Here is a 15,342-nt window from a genome sequence, read left to right on the forward strand (position 1 = left end):
ATGGCCAGTGACAATAACGAGATCCGCGCCTATGCGCAGCCTGCCCAGCGCGGCACTTGGGTGCAGACTGAACGCGCTGGCCACGAAGCATGGGCCGCGTTGACAGCGCAGGCGCCCCGCGCCGCCCAGTTGATGCACATCCTGGTGCAGCACATGGACAAGCAAGGCGCGCTCATTATCAGCCAGGCCACGCTGGCCAAACTGATGGAAACATCGGTGGCCACCACAAAACGCGCTATCGCCATTCTGACCAAGCACAACTGGATCCAGACCATCAGCGTAGGTGGCCAACGGGGTGGCACGCTCGCTTATGTGGTGAACAGCCGCATCGCTTGGGCCGACAAGCGGGACAATCTGCAGTACGCCCTATTCAACGCACGGGTGCTGGTTTCGACAGAGGACCAGGCCGATTTGGGCGATGCCAAGCTCAAGCAGCTGCCAACGATGGAAGACGGCGACATTCAATTGCCTGCAGGCCCTGGCATGGACCCACCCGCCCAGGAATCGCTGGACGGCATGTTGCCTGATATGCCGTCGATTCCACACAGCAACAGCTAACCGCGATCATCATTCAGGGAGATTCACGATGCCACAGCCAAGCAACAGGACTTTCGAAGAACAGGAGCTGCACGCCAAGGCCCAATGCTTCGACTGGAACAGCGATTACCCACATGGCGCCTTGGTCAGCTACGAAGAACTGTATGGCCAGGGTGAAACGCACCGCGACGAAACGCGAGGCAAAGCGTGGGTGATGTGTGGCCAAGCCGTGATTTTTGTTGCCGGTTTGTCCGGTGCGGTATCGCTCGACCACTGCACCGTCGTTGCGGCCCTGGAGGCCAAGCAAGAACCGGCAGCTGGGGAAGTCGATCATGTCTGACGAGCGCTATGCACAGCTGCAGCGGACGCTGATCGAATCCGCCAAGCAGCACCTGGTCGAGCTGACCGGTGCCTTGGCGCTGCCCAACGGCGTGGACCGCAATGAGGGTGTTTCTTCGGCCTGGTGGCAACTGACCGCCCTCACCCAGCTGACCAACTTCGACAGCGGACTGGACGAGGCGACCAAGCATGAACTGCGTGCCATCGATCAGTTAGCCATCCAGGCGACAACTCAGCCGGTAGACAAGGCACTGGTGGCCAGCGAGGCAGACAGTGAAATTGCAGCTGCGTTGGCTGATCCCACCAGCTCGCACTGGTTTAGGCACAGCTTGCAGCAAGCGTTACCGCGTGATCCGGTGGATGCGGTCAATGATGCCGAGTGGCTTTTCGAGTTGTTGAACAAGCGCTGCGTGGCCCAGCTGCAGGACGATCCTGCACCGCCAATGAACATGGCGTTTCGTACGGCTGATGGTCGCACCACGCAGATCGACATTGCACAGGCTACGCCAGTCATCGAGCTTGGCGACTTCAAGGCCTGATTTAGCCAGGCCCCAAAAAGACGAAACCCGCAGCACGGCAATGCTTGCGGGTTTCTAGGTTTTTGCGAAGGAGCAAAAATCCACCTGCTCATTGTACATCGAGCACGGGAGATTTCACAGCGACACGGAGGAAGCAGCTATGGCAGATCAACGGTATGCGGTAAGCATCGGGCTTGGCGAAAAGGCCGAGCAGTATTCGGAGGCTTACCAGACCCAGCCAAGCTATGCGGTGCAGTGGAAAGGCGTGCTGCAGAAGGCACACGGCCATGCCCTGGTCCGCTGCCTGTGCCCAGGCAAAGGCACGCGGAGGTTGGCCGTACGGCACAGGTCAGATAAGGATTCTTTCCACCTATCCCGCTATCCCCACACCGGCGCCGAGCATGCGCTTGATTGCCTGTACTACTCGCCCGACCCCGACAAGTCGGGCTTAGGCGCCTACAGCAAAGGCGTGGTCGAGGAAACCAAGGACGGTGACCTCAAGGTCAAACTCACCCTATCGCTGCGCAAGAAGGATCCGGCAGAAGTTCAGCCGATGGAGGGCACCGCCCCTGCCCCATCAAGCGGAAAGCCCACGAAGCCGGCGATGACCTTGGGTGGCCTGCTGCATCTGCTATGGAGCGAAGCGGGCCTCAATCAGTGGGTGCCAGGCATGGCCGGCAAGCGCGGCCTCGGGCTGATTCACAGTCGGCTGCAGCAAGCTGCCGACCGCATGCTGGCTTCGCGCATGAGGATTGGCGATGCCCTGGTCATTGCGACGAACTCAGCTGGCCAGCAGGCCGACGCCAACAGCCTCAAGGTGGCCAGCGCAATGAGGAACAGCCGCCGCTTGGTCGTCATTGCCCCGCTGGCCGGCTACTCCGAGGAACGCGAGCAGACCATGGACCGGTACATCACCATCACCGGCTTCAACGGCATTCCGCGTCTGTTCACTGACGGCGATCTTTGGCAGAGAACCGCCCGGAGCTACGAGGCTGCGTTGCGCGGTTGGCGTGAAGGGCGGCGCGTCATCGCTATTGTTCAGACCGATCAGCCCACCTCAGCCAGCAAAGCCCAAGCGCTCAACGTCGCCCTGATGGTCGTCAGTGATGAATGGATCCCCATTGAATCTGGCTACGAGGGTGTGATCGAGGCGCTGTTGCGCGAGCAAGGGCGCCGGTTCATCAAGCCCATGCGTTTCGATGCTGGGCAGGAGCAGGTCTTTCCCGATTTCTGGCTGATGGACGTCGGCGCCGGCAGAGAGGTGCCGATGGAAGTGTATGGCCGTCAGGATCCGAAGTACCTGGCCCGCAAGCAGGTCAAGTGCGCCTACTACGCCCAGCACTACGGGCCGACCGGGTGGTGGTCTTGGGATGCCAGTTCAGACCCGCGTGGCCTGAACATTCCAGCCTTCCCACCAGCTCGGCATCCGTAGCATGGCGACCGTCGACTGGGAGCTTGTGGGGCAAGCCCGGTGGTACGACTGCAAACTGGGCAAGCTCAAGGATGTTGAGCTTGCCCGTTTGATCGGGTCCACCCCGCACAGGATCCGGCGCCGCCGTGAGCAACTTGGGATTGCGCCCTGGTCGGTCGGCCAGATGATAGAACCCTACAAGAATCTGCTGGGATTTGCCCCCGACAGTGCAATCGCTGCGCGTTGTGGCGTCACCAACAAAAGTGTCAAAGCCTACCGCGAGTCGCTGGGCATTCTGCCGGTGTTCCGGCCCGCACCCCGCAAACAGGTGTTGCCGCTCAGTCATGACCTGCGGCCCTACAAATCGCTCTTTGGCTATGTCAGTGACCAGGAGATTGCCCGGTTGGCCAGCGTCGATCTGGCCATGGTTCAGGAAGTCCGCGAAGGACTGGGCTTTGAACCTGTGCAACCAATACCTGGTGACAGCCCCCCTACTCCCATTCCCGACTACCACGGCCCCTGGTTGGGTTATGAGTCACTGTTGGCGACCATGACCCCGACTGAAATTTGCCGGCAGGTTGGCGTGCCGTACCCAGTGATTGTGCAGCGCTGCGCTTTCTTGGGTATTCAACCCTATAAGCGTGTGTCTGTAGCGTCCCGCTACGACCACCTGTTAGGGAAGGTGCCAGATGCGTTGGTGGCCAAGCTTGCCGGAGTATCCCGTGCGAGCATTGGCGTACGCCGCAAGCGGCTGGCCAGCCGCAAAAGCTGATTCTCGCACGCGAGAATTACCGGCATTGTACCTTCCACAGCTGGTCCCAGCTGGTCATGTAACTGGGGCTTAGCAATGCTCGCCGCATGCCCCAATCCGGCGTCAGCGGGACAGCGGCAGTCCGCAAACAGTCGTGGCCCCATCGGCGGTTGATCTTGTCCATGGTAGCCATCAGAGCGTCCGAGCGCTCGGGTTGGCTCGGGCTGAACAGGTCCTGCGTGTACTCCCCCCGCTTGCGCAGATCCATCAGCAGCACCTCGGCCTTGCTGTAAGCAAAGCCGGGCCGATAGATCTCCCCTACCGCCTGCAGCGCGTATTTGGTCAGCTGCCGAACGTCATCCGTTGGGTATGCGGGTATGCAGGAGGCCGCGTTGGCGTACTTCGGCCCGTCGCCATGGAATGAAGTCTGGATGCCGATGCGCAGGGCACCGCACAGCGAGCGCTGCCGGCGCAGCTTCTCCGCGGCGCGGTGAATGTAGGTCGCCAGCGCCTCCTGCAGGCCCTGGAGCGTATGCACACGCTGGCCAAACATCCTGCTTGAGCAGATCGATTGCTTGGCAGGCGTGGACTGTTCAAGGTCCATGCAGGATTCGCCCTGCAGCTCCCTGATGGTCCGTTCAAGCACAACGCTGTACTTGCGGCCCATCGCTCGCGCTTCGGCCTGCGACAGCTCCCAGGCCGTGCTTATTCCGTCGCGGGCCAGGTTGTCACGCATACGGCGACCGATCCCCCACACTTCATCAACCGGCATTCGCCGGAGCAGCCATTCGACCGCCTCGGGCTTGCGCAGGTCGACCACGCCGCCTGTTTTCTCTCGCCACACTTTCGAGGCGTGCTGCGCCGCCTTTGCCAGGGTCTTCGTGTGGCCGATGCCTACTCCTACCGGTAGGGCAGTCCACTGCAGCACTCGGGCTTGAATCGCCCGGCCTACATCAATGATCGGCTCAGGTAGCCCGTCGAGTCGCACGAACAGTTCGTCAATCGAATACCGTTCCCAGTCCGGTACCAGGGATTCGATGGCCACACCCACGCGATGACTCAGCTCGCCATACAAGGTGTAATTGCTGCTGAAAACGGCGACGCCGTTCTGCTCCAAGAAGCCGCGCACCTTGAAGTAGGGGTCCCCCATCTTCAACCCAAGGGCTTTCGCCTCGTTCGTACGAGCCACGATGCAACCGTCCGAGTTGCTCAAAACAACGACTGGGCGTTGCCGCAGCTCCGGTCTGAAAATGCGCTCACAGCTGCAGTAGAACGAGTTCACATCCACCAGGCCGAAGACGGGCCGAGGTTCACTGTGCATGCTGCGTGAGATCCCAAGTCACGACCCCGAACACCTCGATGGTGCCGTACTCGCTGGGCGCGATGCTCTTGTACGCGGGGTTAGCCGATTCAAGAATCCAGCCTGCCGGCGACCTGGCCAGCCGCTTCACCAGCGGCTGGTTGTCGACGTAGGCCAGCACGATATGCCCAGCGCTGGGCGTGATCGAGCGGTCGACCACCAGGCGGCTCCCGTCGAAGATGCCGGCATCGCGCATGCTGTCGCCTTCTACCTGGACGATCCAGACATGCGGGGCGCGGATGTTCATCAGTTCATCCAGGGAAAGTGGTGGCTCGTAATAGTCAGCTGCTGGACTCGGAAAGCCGCCTGCAGCACAGCCGGCAAGCACCTGCAGCAGCTGATCGGAAGCCGCGAGGGGGAGGGGAGTAAGCGCGTTCATAAGGCACCGTGAATTACTGTATCCATATACAGTAATTCAGGTCGAGCGATGCGGCTAGAGCCGCTGGTATAAAAGGCTCAGCCCGCACCAGCGAAGGTATAGTCGTTCTCGGTCATGGTGTTCGTGCAAACCTGGTAACGAACTGCCTATGATAGGCGCTGCTACGCACCGAACGCCGAATTCACCGGCGAAGTCGGCGGCGAATTTCGGGCACAAAAAAACCGCCTGGACGGGCGGTTCGTTTGTGCGAATCGAATGGACGTTCGTTTCGCGGTTCGCTGATAGCGTCAACAAGGCCGATAGTAAATACAGTGGTACTGGTTGCGCAATAGCCGAACAGCGACCGGCGCAATGATCAAAATTGATCATCGGAAGATTCACCGAAGCGCCGAGTAAAGCGATCATCATTTTGGCTAACGCAATTTTTTTGGGAGTTTGAGCGAATATGCCCAGTTTATCAGCCTGTTGCCGCCACCTAGCGGCATTGCTGGGCATCGTCAAGCCCCCGTCGTCATTCGGAAAAATAAACTTCACAAACGCGTAAAAAGGCTTTTTTCGGTCATGGTTTTTGCGGTATGAAGTAGAGCACCGGGCGGCTTGCTGCCTTGGGGGGCCTTTCCACCGCGTCTGGACAACGCGCCGGGAATGGAGAGGGCCGATGAACACTCTGGTTCGCTGATAGCGTCAACACCCTTACGGGGCTGATCAGTGAAACCGTTGCACTGTCCGGTAAGTGCGGCGGGCCAGGGACCTACCTTTTTGGGGGTTCTATGAAAACGCTAAAGCGTCTCATAGAGGTGGTCAACGTGGCTGATTTCCTGGCCAAGCTGACAAACGTGTACAGGGCCTGGCTCTGGATTCGTGACCACCTTGATTGATTAGTAACACAGCTGTAGGCCCCGCTACTCGATGGCGGGGCTTTTTTTTGCCCGCTGGGGGGCCGATGCCGGCGAGCGAGCCGGATCACAGGCAAAAGAAAACCCGCGTTGGCCAGGCCGCAGCGGGTTCCTCCGTCAGTCAGGTGTTAGCCGTTCCAACTATCGCGGATCCACTCAACCAGGAGCTTTGCAACAACCTGGATGGTGAGATCTTTAAGGAATTTATGCATTCCAAGGACCCTCACGGTGCGGGCCTCTGTCTCTATCGCAGCTTTTCCGGAACACAGGCCGACGACGAGATAGCAAGTCAGATGATCTCTGCGAGACGCGGGCGGGGCTGATGTTAACCAGGGATCAAATCCGCGCGGATTCCTAGGCCCGCGTCCCCAGCAGTGTTTTGAATCTTTAGAACGGGGGCACCCCACCCGGTACAAACATGCCACAAACGACTGCCCGCGATATTACCGGCTCCGCTGTCGCTGTGCCATCACAAAAGGGGGCTGACCAGGCTTTTTTTGGGCGAAAAAAAACCGCCGTAGGAGGGCGGTTTTCTTCGGCATCGCGGTTAGGAGCCGCTTTGCCAGGTCTCGCAAAGATCATCTGACTGGGTTAATAGTCGCAAGAGTTGACAGGTATGGCAACTATTTTTTGAGCAATCCACCAGTAAACGCTGGGGGAAACGAGCCAGCGCGCCACGGGCGTGCCCCCATCCGGGGGGCGGCTGTCGTGAACCAAGCCCCGGCCAGAAGCACGCCGGGTCTTGGCCCTTCGGGCTTCCATCCTCACGCCTCCGGCCTTCGGCCTGCGCGCTCCGCTTGCCGGTCGTTCCATGGCAACCACTGCGGCTAGCTCAGCAACCATCGGTAGGAAGCGGACGCCCCAATGGCCTATCCGCCACCAGGCCTTGCCTGCAAGGGGCTTTCGCGGCATATCCTCGCTCGCTGCGCTCCCTGCGGTATTCCACGGTCCCCTTGCACGCGGCCTGGCTCTGGATAGTCCGGGCTTACCGCGTCCTACCGAAGGCTGCCGAGCAGATCCACCCAGCGGTGGCGCGCTTCCATTCCCAAAGAGCAGGGCGGCATCCGCTTCGCGGCTGCTGCTTTGAAAAGCGTTTGTTTCCCGCGCCCAAACGCTCGGCATTAAAGCAGATCTGCAAGAGCGCCTGCGGTCAAGCGCTCTGGACAGTTGATTCAGCCGATGAATACACGCACCAGGGGGCTGTCGAGAATGGAGACGTGCCGTGACAGCAAGCAGGCAAAAAGCCCCAGCGTGATCAGCGTATAGACGTAGCGGCGTTTTCTCTCCGGCGTCAGATCATCAGGGCTATCCGTCAACGCGGGGAACTCGCCATTTATGCCCTTGGGCACCATGACCAGGAACGCGAATAACACATAGTCCCAGCCAGTGAATCCAGGGTAGGGGGAATGTAGCGATGCCCACGCGGCGACGCCCACCCATACCGCCCAAGCGAGGGCGTAACGCGGCCTTTTGGTCATGCAAGCGATGTTTTCCATGTGCGTATTACTCCTTGTGTGGATGGTGCCTATTTCACGTAATAGCAGGGGTCTTGGGCACGGGCAGCTTTGGTTTTACCAGGTAGCTTGGCCATTGCCTCAGCCAGATCTCGCCAAGGAAACTGATGGTTTGGGGTTTGAAGGCTGCACCCGTATCCATGCACAAATATTCTGTCCGGCTCACTGGCTCGGGTTGCCATTCCGCATTCCTGGCAGGAAATGTCATCGCCAGAAAGTACCCATAGACGCGACCAGTCACGCAGTCTGTTGCTAAGGCTAATTCTCGGCATGGGCCTAACCTTTCCGCGTGGCCGAGCGACCATCTTTCCAGGTCATCCAGTAAAAAATGGCGATGCCCACAATGGCGCCGATAGGCCCAGCGCGCTCTATCCATGGGACTGAAACGGTAGGTAAGGCCAGGTTAAGGCCGATCACAATCATGGTGGCAACGAGCCACCCAAAGCCAGCTGCCACGGGTGTGAGCAAAATCCTTTTGACGATCAGATCCGTGTTCATAGCGACTCCTTTTGGGTTGTTAGTGTGCCGGTTCAACGTGCTTGCGTGTTGTCAGGTCCAGGCCAACGGCACGCATCACGGCCAGCAGGGTTTTCAAGGTCGGATTGCCCTTGTCCGAGAACGACCGGTAAAGGTGTTCGCGGGAAAGGCCAGATTCATTGGCAAGGGCGGTCATCCCTTTGGCGCGGGCCACGACACCCAGGCATTTTGCGATATAGGCCGCATCGCCTGTTTCGAATGCGTCCTCCATGAATACTGCGATGGACTCAGCATCGGTCAGCGCATCAGCGGGATCGTAGTCGTAAAATTGTTCTTTCATTCATCGTCACTCCACTGGCTGGCCAAGGACTTGGCGGTTTCGATATCCCGCGCTTGGCTGCTCTTGTCCCCACCACACAGCAACAGGACCAGCTGGTTACCGCGCTGCTGGAAATACACGCGGTAGCCGGGGCCGTGGTGGATACGCAGTTCGCTGATCCCTTGGCCCACTGGTTGAACGTCTCCAAGCAGACCATGCGCAACGCGGAAGACTCGCGCAGCGATGATGGCTTTGGCCTGCTTGTCTCGCAGCTTGCGTTCCCAGTTCCTGTACGTGGCGGTTTGTTTAATTGTCTTCATGGGATTGATTGTAGCTTATAAATCACGATTGAACAAGGTTCTCGCATGCGAGAAAGTCAATTTATGGTAAATATAGATTTGACCTAGAGTTGACGCAAGCAGTTTCTTTTGGGATACTGAATCCGTCGAAGCAATCCCGCTTAGACAAGCCTGGAACCAGCGGCGGCAACCGCTCCGGGCACGTTGCGAAGGAGTCAGAACAATGTCTATTTTCAAAGAGTTGGCGCTACCTACTACGCTGGACGATCTGCTAACTGCCCGCGAGGAAGCGCTGCGCCTGATGGCAGATGCACGCCGCACACTTGAGATGGCCGAGGAAGTCCTAGCGCCTCATGGTCGCTATCTGATGCCTCACGCCGGGAAAATCAGGGAAGACCAGGACAGGGTGCGCCGCGAACTGGACACCTCCCTATGGCGCCGGGCGTTCGATATGACCGGCTTTAAACAGCTCATGGACGCGGAGGCCGTCGCGGAGTTTGAGAAAAGCCTTTGCCCATCCCCGCCTGAATTCACCGCATCGACAATTAGCGCGACGTTCATTGACCTGCGCATAAACGCCGAATCGATGTTCCAGCGTGGGGTTTTCAATGTGTTCCGGTATCTATCTGACGACTACCGCACAAACGCTAAAGAGCCGTTCCGCATCGGCCCGAAAGTCATCATGGAAGGCATGGTCGAATCTTCGTTCACAAGTGGTCTTTGCATCCGGTACGGTTCGTGGGCAAAAGACAAGCTGAATGACCTTGATAGGGTATTTCAAACGCTCGATGGCAAGCCCTTCCAGCCTCACGCATTGACCTCAGCTATGGATGCTGCCTTTCAGGCTGGGGAAGTGTTCGAGAACGAGATCTACCGGGCTAAAGCCTTCAAGAAAGGCACGCTCCATCTGGAGTTCCTGCGCCTGGATCTGCTGGATAAGGTGAACGAGCAGATAGCTGAATACTATGCCGGCAACGTCCTTCCAGACGCTCGGGCTGCGTAGCAAGTGGAATATACTATCAGTCAAATTAGATTTGACTGATAGTTGACTTATGCAAGCCCCTTTGCGATACTAACCAGGTCGAAGCAATACCGCTTCAACAGCCCGGAACCAGCGGCGGCAACCGCTCCGGGCACGTTGCGAAGGAGATTTCCATGAGCGCCTATATCGTCGACCGTTTCCATATTTCCGCCATCCTCATGTTCGGCTGCACCGGCAAGCCCGATGCGACGACCTACCAAATCCTGGCCGACCAGGGCCAGCAACTGCTGGACGAAAACCTGCGCTCGGTTCGTGCGCGCTATCCGGGCGAAACCTTCAGGGCCGAACTGTTCGGGCTGGATGAAACCGTGCGCAAACCCACCCCCCTTGAAGCCCTCAAGCTCATTCAATGCCTGGAGTACCAGTCGAACCAAAATCGCGACTACTACGCGACCGAGGCATTCCGCACCCTGCACAGCATCCGCCAAGCGGCCCAGCGCAAGCTGCCGGGTTGGGATCAGGCACAGTGGGACTTTGCGTGATGGCCACCCAGCAGGTAGCGCCGCCCATGTGGCGCTACTCCCTACGCTGGTGTATGCCTCACCTGCCTTGCCCTGGCGCCTTTGAGTTGCTGGTGATCGAGGCGCCGGCAGGGCAGAAGCTCCCCGAGGAAATGCGCAAGGCGTGGGAGGCCCGCCCAGCAGGCTATGGCGTCTGCCTGGACTTCCCAGCCTCGCAAGCGGTGAGGCGCTGGAGCGACGAGGCCAAGGGCAAGGTACGGCGCAAGAACCTTGAGCGGCGGATAGAGAAACAAGCGCCATTGTTCGCGGATGAATTGATTGCCCGCGAGCTGGCCCAGCGACCCACCTATTTCGAAGGCAAGTAACCCTAGCCGGTACACGCGGCGGCAACCGCTCCGGCACTGCGAAGGAGAAACCCCAATGCCTAGCTATCGAGTTGTATGGACTGTTGATGTTGACGTTGAAGGCGACCACCGGGCGGCAGCACAGGCGTGTGCCCGCCACTACTTCCAATCGCGTATTGCAGATGGTGATCCCGACAGCGCCTGCGTGTTTGAGGTGACAGGACCGAACAACAGGGCGGCCATAGTCGATCTGGCCCCCAGCTTGTGCGACCTGATAGGCGACGACACCGAGTAATCACCCCCACAGTGCCCGGATCCAGCGGCGGCAACCGCTCCGGGCACTTGCGAAGGAGCACGCATGAACGCGATCAGCCGCGGCTGTCCACTGGACAGCGCTCAGCCCATTTTATCCCTGGCCCAGGTCGAGGCCCTGCGCACTGCGTTGGCAGGGCGGCTGCTGGCCGTCTGTTTCGGATCTGGCGTGGACTCCACGGCCATGCTGGTAGCTCTGCACGCGGCAGGGTTGCGCCCGGATATCATCACCTTTGCCGACACTGGCGCAGAGAAGCCCGAGACGCTGGCCCACATCGAGGCGATGGATTCCGTACTGCGGGCGTGGGGCTGGCCGACTGTCAGCGTGTGCCGGAAAAAGCCCAAGCCGACCACTGAATACCAGGATCTGTACGGCAACTGCATGGCCAACGAAACGTTGCCTAGCCTGGCCTTTGGCATGAAGTCCTGTTCGGTGAAGTGGAAGCAGGTGCCCCAGGATCAGTTTCTCAAGGGCGCTCGCTCCGGCCCCAACGCCAGGTCCCCCCACCCACTTTGGAAGCATGCCCAGGCAACCGGGCAGCGCATCGTCAAGCTGATCGGGTATGACTGCGGCAAAGCCGACCTGCGCCGGTCTAAGGCGATCAAACCAGCCGACGCCGACTTCGATTATGTCTATCCCTTGCAACTGGTCCGCTGGACCCGGCGCGATTGCGTACGGTCGATCACCCAGGCCCTCGGTGCGGACCTGGTGCCGATCAAATCGGCCTGCTTTTTCTGCCCAGCTTCCAAGCACTGGGAGCTGTATTGGCTTGCCGCGAATCACCCGGATCTGCTGGAGCGTGCCCTGTTGCTGGAACGCAACGCGCTCACCGGCAAGCACAGTCGTTTCGACGCGGTGCAGTTCGGTGCCTCATGGGAAGACCTGGTGCGCAATGCCGATGGATTCCCCAGCACGACGACCACGGTAGGGCTGGGCCGTAGCTTCGCCTGGAATCAGTGGGCACGGGTCAACGACGTTGTGGACGAGGGTTTCAACGTCAAGCGCACCGCTACTGATCGAGCACGGTTCGCCAAGCTATCCGACACCCTGCGAGATCCTGACAACGCCTTGGACTCACGCACACCAGGAATACCCGTGGTCGACATCACCGCCGAGCAGATGGAGCTATGGCAGTAATCAACTTACGGTCACATTAGATTTGACCAATAGTTGACAGTAGGTTTTGCTTTTGCGATACTGGGTACGTCGAAGCAATCCTGCTTCGACAGCCTGGAACCAGCGGCGGCAACCGCTCCGGGCACACAGCGAAGGAGATTCACCAATGGCTATCGAAACCCACCTGTTCTATTTCAGCTCAGCCGCGCAGCTGCGCGAGTTCGCCGGCTTCACCGTCGAGCCATCCCACCAGGCCCGCCCAGGGCAAGACCCCGCCACCGTCACCATGTACACCGTCGTCGCTCAGCGTTCCGGCATCGGCCAGCGCGAAGTCATCGCGGAGTTCCCGCTGGAACTGCACGCCGAGATCTTCCGCGATATGGCCGAGGCAACTGCCCGCGCCCTCTGACCACAGCCCCGCCCGGACCTGGTGTCCGGGCATTCGTGACGGATGACGAACATGCTTACAAGGTATGTGCTCAAGCACTTTCATTTCTGCTGCGGGCTTGGCGGCGGCGCCAAGGGTTTCAACCAGAACAAAGAGGTAGTTGGCCACCTGCAGGCAGAATGGCGCTGCATTGGCGGCGTCGATGTGGACGCCGGCGCGCTGCGCGACTTCGACCGCTTGGCCGGCGTACCAGGTACACAAATGGACCTGTTCACCCGCGAGCAGTACACCGCCTTTCATGGCAAGGAGCCGCCCGCCGAATGGCGAGAGGCTACGCCGGCAGACATACGCCGCGCTGCGGGCTTCCAGGATCCCGATGTGGTGTTCATCAGCAGCCCCTGCAAGGGGGCTTCTGGCTTGTTGTCCGAGGCTTTGAGCCTCACCCCCAAATATCAGGCCCTCAATGAACTGACGTTGCGCTGCGTGTGGCTCATGTGCGAAGCCTGGCAGCACAACCCGGTGAGCCTGATCGTGTTCGAGAATGTGCCACGCCTGGCCACCCGTGGTCGCCACCTGCTCGATCAGATCGTCCAGGTGCTGAACTTCTTCGGCTATGCCGTGAATGAGACAACCCACGACTGCGGGGAGCTGGGCGGGTTGGCCCAAAGCCGCAAGCGCTTCCTGTTGGTGGCCCGGCACGTCGAGAAGGTGCCGCCGTTCCTCTATGAGCCGGAGAAAAAGTCCCTGCAATCGGTCGGTGCTGTTCTTGGCCGCATGCCGCTGCCGGGCGATATCGAGCGCGCCGGCCCGATGCACCGCGTTCCTGCACTGCAATGGAAAACGTGGGTACGCCTTGCCCTGGTCGAGGCCGGTAAGGACTGGCGCAGCCTCGATCAGTTGGCCATCGAAGATGGCTACCTGCGCGACTTTGTGATTGTGCCGGAAGCATTCTCCGGTTATCTCGGCGTGCGCGGCTGGGGTGATTCAGTGGGCACGGTCGCCGGTCAAACTGGCCCCACCAATGGCGCATTTTCCGTCGCAGATCCGCGCAGCCCAGCCAGTGCCGCGCAGTACCAACAATATGGCGTACGGCGCTGGGAGGACCCGAGCGGCGCAATCATCGGCATCAAGTCGCCAGGGCAGGGCACGTTTAGCGTGGCAGATCCGCGTGGTGCAGCTGGTGGCCATGGCAAATACAACGTGACCCGCTGGGATGGTGCCGCACGTACGGTCATTGCAGGCAGCACGACAGGGCAGGGCGCCTTTGCAGTACAAGACCCACGCCCAGGATTACGGCGAGTGAAAGGCGATGCCTACCTCACCGGGGGGCATTATGGCGTGGTGCCGTGGGAGGGCCTGGCCGGCGCTGTTTCCGCCAGTGCGCGCTTGGACAATGGCCGGTGGAGCGTGGCAGATCCGCGTATGCCAGCCGCGAATGATCGGTTGACCTGCGTGATTCAGAGCCTCGACGGAACCTGGCACCGGCCATTCACCACCCTGGAAATGGCCGCGCTGCAAAGCCTGGTCGACCCGGAGGAAATGCTTGAGCTGGACGGCTTGAGCGATCAGGCGTGGCGCGAGCGGATCGGTAATGCCGTGCCGCCAAAAGCCGCCGAGGCTATTGCAGGCGTCATGGCCCAAACCCTCCTGCTGGCAAAGCAGGGCGAAACCTTCTTGCTCAGCCACATGCCGGTGTGGGTACGACCTGTTGCGGTCGGCCTATCGCTGGCCAGCAACCTCGACAAGGCAGCATAACGACTGGCGCCCCGCCCGGGGCGCCTCACCTTCCCGGTCAAGACGGCGGCAACCGTCCCCGGGAAACCACGCGAAGGAGATACACCATGTTCCGCGATCTCACCATGAGCAAAGCCCAACGTTCCAGCCAGGCCCTGCATACCGCTGCGCGCTTGGCAGAGCATCGGAAGAAGTGGTATTCAGCCGCCGAGCTGTACGAAGCCGCCGCGTCACTCTGGCCAGGTAAGGGCATCAGTTTGATGCGTCGTGCCGAACAGTGCCGCTCCCTGGTTGTCGATGCCAGCGATGAAATGGATTTTGAGGATTGAGCCATGGACGAACGAACGGAACAGGAATTGACCGCGTACCTCGATGTGCTGCTGTGGCTGGAGACGGCTTCGGTTGCCGAGATCGAGGGGGCTTTGTCGGTGGCCACCGCTCCCGCCCGCGAGGATCTGGAGCTGGGTATTCAGTGCCTGATGGACTCGGATCGGCCCGGCCTGGCCAACTACTTCCCGAACCTGGTAAACCGGCCCACCTCCCTCAATGAGATCCGCCAAAAGTTCTCAGCGATGGCCCAGTCCATGGATCAGTTGGAGGATTCGTTGCGTCGGCGGCGAACCGATCCGACCTATCCCCTCATGGGTTACGGCGCTGTACTCGGTACATTGGCCAAGCTGCAGTACCTCAACAAAATCACACCGTCGCAGCGCGAGCTGCTGCTCAGCGAGCTGGCCAGCCTCAAAGGCGGCGGGCTGCGCCTGGACAACTGACGAGGCTCGCCATGAAACGCAAGACCAAACGGCGCAACTGGCTACCCGTGGTTCTCTGTGCGATTGCCGGTGTAGGTCTTTTGACGGTTGAAATGCTCGCTTCGCGGCATATGCTTCAACGCCGGCTTGATCAGAAGTACCAGGAAAAAGTGCGTTATCTGCAGGAGCATCCACCGACCACCACTCGCATCGAAATATTGGTGCCGGATGCTGCATCCTCCATGACGCCGAAACGCATTGATGAAGCGCTGCATCCGGCTGGACGGACCCAGTAAGGTGCAGTCCTGTGCGTGCCCCCTCCGGGGGGCGGCTGTCGTGAACCAAGCCCCGGCCAGAAGCACGCCGGGTCTTGGCCCTTCGGGCTTCCATCC

20 protein-coding genes are annotated in these 15,342 nt (G+C 60.0%); 14 read left to right on the forward strand and 6 right to left on the reverse strand.

Annotated features, from left to right (window positions below; translation table 11 throughout):
- The 5 genes from K5H97_RS29120 (at window position 1) to K5H97_RS29140 (ending at window position 3,577) form a co-directional block, all read left to right on the forward strand.
- The gene (locus tag K5H97_RS29120) at window positions 1-558 is read left to right on the forward strand and encodes a helix-turn-helix domain-containing protein (protein ID WP_051555726.1); all 558 of its coding nucleotides are present in this window, start codon (window positions 1-3) and stop codon (window positions 556-558) included.
- A 28-nt stretch (window positions 559-586) separates the two neighbouring features.
- Window positions 587-877: a hypothetical protein gene (locus K5H97_RS29125; RefSeq protein ID WP_051555725.1), complete on the forward strand. Its 291-nt coding sequence runs from the start codon at window positions 587-589 to the stop codon at window positions 875-877.
- The gene (locus K5H97_RS29130) at window positions 870-1,415 is read left to right on the forward strand and encodes a hypothetical protein (protein WP_036986388.1); all 546 of its coding nucleotides are present in this window, start codon (window positions 870-872) and stop codon (window positions 1,413-1,415) included. Before K5H97_RS29125 ends, K5H97_RS29130 begins: the two co-directional genes overlap by 8 nt.
- A gap of 139 nt (window positions 1,416-1,554) precedes the next feature.
- Window positions 1,555-2,826 carry a DUF1173 family protein gene (locus K5H97_RS29135; RefSeq protein ID WP_028691925.1) on the forward strand — a complete coding sequence of 424 codons (1,272 nt, stop codon included), beginning with the start codon at window positions 1,555-1,557 and terminating at the stop codon, window positions 2,824-2,826.
- Between the two features lies 1 nt (window position 2,827).
- Complete coding sequence (locus tag K5H97_RS29140; RefSeq protein ID WP_226342966.1) at window positions 2,828-3,577, forward strand: hypothetical protein; 750 nt, start codon at window positions 2,828-2,830, stop codon at window positions 3,575-3,577.
- Window positions 3,578-3,593: 16 nt separating this feature from the next.
- Here the strand turns inward: K5H97_RS29140 and K5H97_RS29145 are convergent, their stop codons facing one another.
- The 6 genes from K5H97_RS29145 to K5H97_RS29170 all read right to left on the reverse strand — a co-directional run bounded on the left by K5H97_RS29145 (window position 3,594) and on the right by K5H97_RS29170 (window position 8,821).
- Entirely contained in the window at window positions 3,594-4,877 is a 1,284-nt protein-coding gene (locus K5H97_RS29145; RefSeq protein ID WP_028691924.1) for a Y-family DNA polymerase, read from the reverse strand.
- On the reverse strand, window positions 4,867-5,295 hold the full coding sequence (locus K5H97_RS29150) for a LexA family protein (RefSeq protein WP_028691923.1): 429 nt from the start codon (window positions 5,293-5,295) through the stop codon (window positions 4,867-4,869). The genes K5H97_RS29145 and K5H97_RS29150 overlap by 11 nt, the downstream gene beginning before the upstream one ends.
- 2,068 nt (window positions 5,296-7,363) lie before the next feature.
- On the reverse strand, window positions 7,364-7,687 hold the full coding sequence (locus K5H97_RS29155) for a hypothetical protein (RefSeq protein WP_028692297.1): 324 nt from the start codon (window positions 7,685-7,687) through the stop codon (window positions 7,364-7,366).
- A gap of 294 nt (window positions 7,688-7,981) precedes the next feature.
- Complete coding sequence (locus tag K5H97_RS29160; protein WP_028692296.1) at window positions 7,982-8,203, reverse strand: hypothetical protein; 222 nt, start codon at window positions 8,201-8,203, stop codon at window positions 7,982-7,984.
- Window positions 8,204-8,222: 19 nt separating this feature from the next.
- Window positions 8,223-8,522: an addiction module antidote protein gene (locus K5H97_RS29165; RefSeq protein ID WP_028692295.1), complete on the reverse strand. Its 300-nt coding sequence runs from the start codon at window positions 8,520-8,522 to the stop codon at window positions 8,223-8,225.
- Window positions 8,519-8,821 (reverse strand): type II toxin-antitoxin system RelE/ParE family toxin, encoded by a 303-nt coding sequence (locus tag K5H97_RS29170; RefSeq protein ID WP_028692294.1) that lies wholly within the window; start codon window positions 8,819-8,821, stop codon window positions 8,519-8,521. Before K5H97_RS29170 ends, K5H97_RS29165 begins: the two co-directional genes overlap by 4 nt.
- A gap of 202 nt (window positions 8,822-9,023) precedes the next feature.
- On the opposite strand from K5H97_RS29170, the gene K5H97_RS29175 reads away from it, so the two are divergent.
- The 9 genes from K5H97_RS29175 to K5H97_RS29215 all read left to right on the forward strand — a co-directional run bounded on the left by K5H97_RS29175 (window position 9,024) and on the right by K5H97_RS29215 (window position 15,246).
- Window positions 9,024-9,803 carry a DUF4942 domain-containing protein gene (locus K5H97_RS29175; RefSeq protein WP_028692293.1) on the forward strand — a complete coding sequence of 260 codons (780 nt, stop codon included), beginning with the start codon at window positions 9,024-9,026 and terminating at the stop codon, window positions 9,801-9,803.
- 152 nt (window positions 9,804-9,955) lie between these two features.
- On the forward strand, window positions 9,956-10,324 hold the full coding sequence (locus K5H97_RS29180) for a hypothetical protein (protein WP_028692292.1): 369 nt from the start codon (window positions 9,956-9,958) through the stop codon (window positions 10,322-10,324).
- A 26-nt stretch (window positions 10,325-10,350) separates the two neighbouring features.
- The gene (locus K5H97_RS29185) at window positions 10,351-10,668 is read left to right on the forward strand and encodes a hypothetical protein (RefSeq protein WP_028692291.1); all 318 of its coding nucleotides are present in this window, start codon (window positions 10,351-10,353) and stop codon (window positions 10,666-10,668) included.
- 337 nt (window positions 10,669-11,005) lie between these two features.
- Entirely contained in the window at window positions 11,006-12,097 is a 1,092-nt protein-coding gene (locus K5H97_RS29190) for an adenine nucleotide alpha hydrolase family protein (RefSeq protein WP_051555741.1), read from the forward strand.
- 145 nt (window positions 12,098-12,242) lie between these two features.
- A complete protein-coding gene (locus tag K5H97_RS29195) occupies window positions 12,243-12,485 on the forward strand; it encodes a hypothetical protein (RefSeq protein ID WP_028692289.1) in 243 nt (80 codons plus the stop codon).
- A 51-nt stretch (window positions 12,486-12,536) separates the two neighbouring features.
- On the forward strand, window positions 12,537-14,219 hold the full coding sequence (locus K5H97_RS29200) for a DNA cytosine methyltransferase (RefSeq protein WP_028692288.1): 1,683 nt from the start codon (window positions 12,537-12,539) through the stop codon (window positions 14,217-14,219).
- Between the two features lie 86 nt (window positions 14,220-14,305).
- Window positions 14,306-14,527 (forward strand): hypothetical protein, encoded by a 222-nt coding sequence (locus K5H97_RS29205; protein ID WP_028692287.1) that lies wholly within the window; start codon window positions 14,306-14,308, stop codon window positions 14,525-14,527.
- 3 nt (window positions 14,528-14,530) lie between these two features.
- On the forward strand, window positions 14,531-14,971 hold the full coding sequence (locus K5H97_RS29210; protein WP_028692286.1) for a hypothetical protein: 441 nt from the start codon (window positions 14,531-14,533) through the stop codon (window positions 14,969-14,971).
- Between the two features lie 11 nt (window positions 14,972-14,982).
- The gene (locus K5H97_RS29215; RefSeq protein WP_134998160.1) at window positions 14,983-15,246 is read left to right on the forward strand and encodes a hypothetical protein; all 264 of its coding nucleotides are present in this window, start codon (window positions 14,983-14,985) and stop codon (window positions 15,244-15,246) included.
- Window positions 15,247-15,342 lie beyond the last annotated feature (96 nt).

Source organism: Pseudomonas mosselii, from assembly GCF_019823065.1.
In the GTDB taxonomy this organism is placed as follows: Bacteria; Pseudomonadota; Gammaproteobacteria; order Pseudomonadales; family Pseudomonadaceae; genus Aquipseudomonas; species Aquipseudomonas mosselii.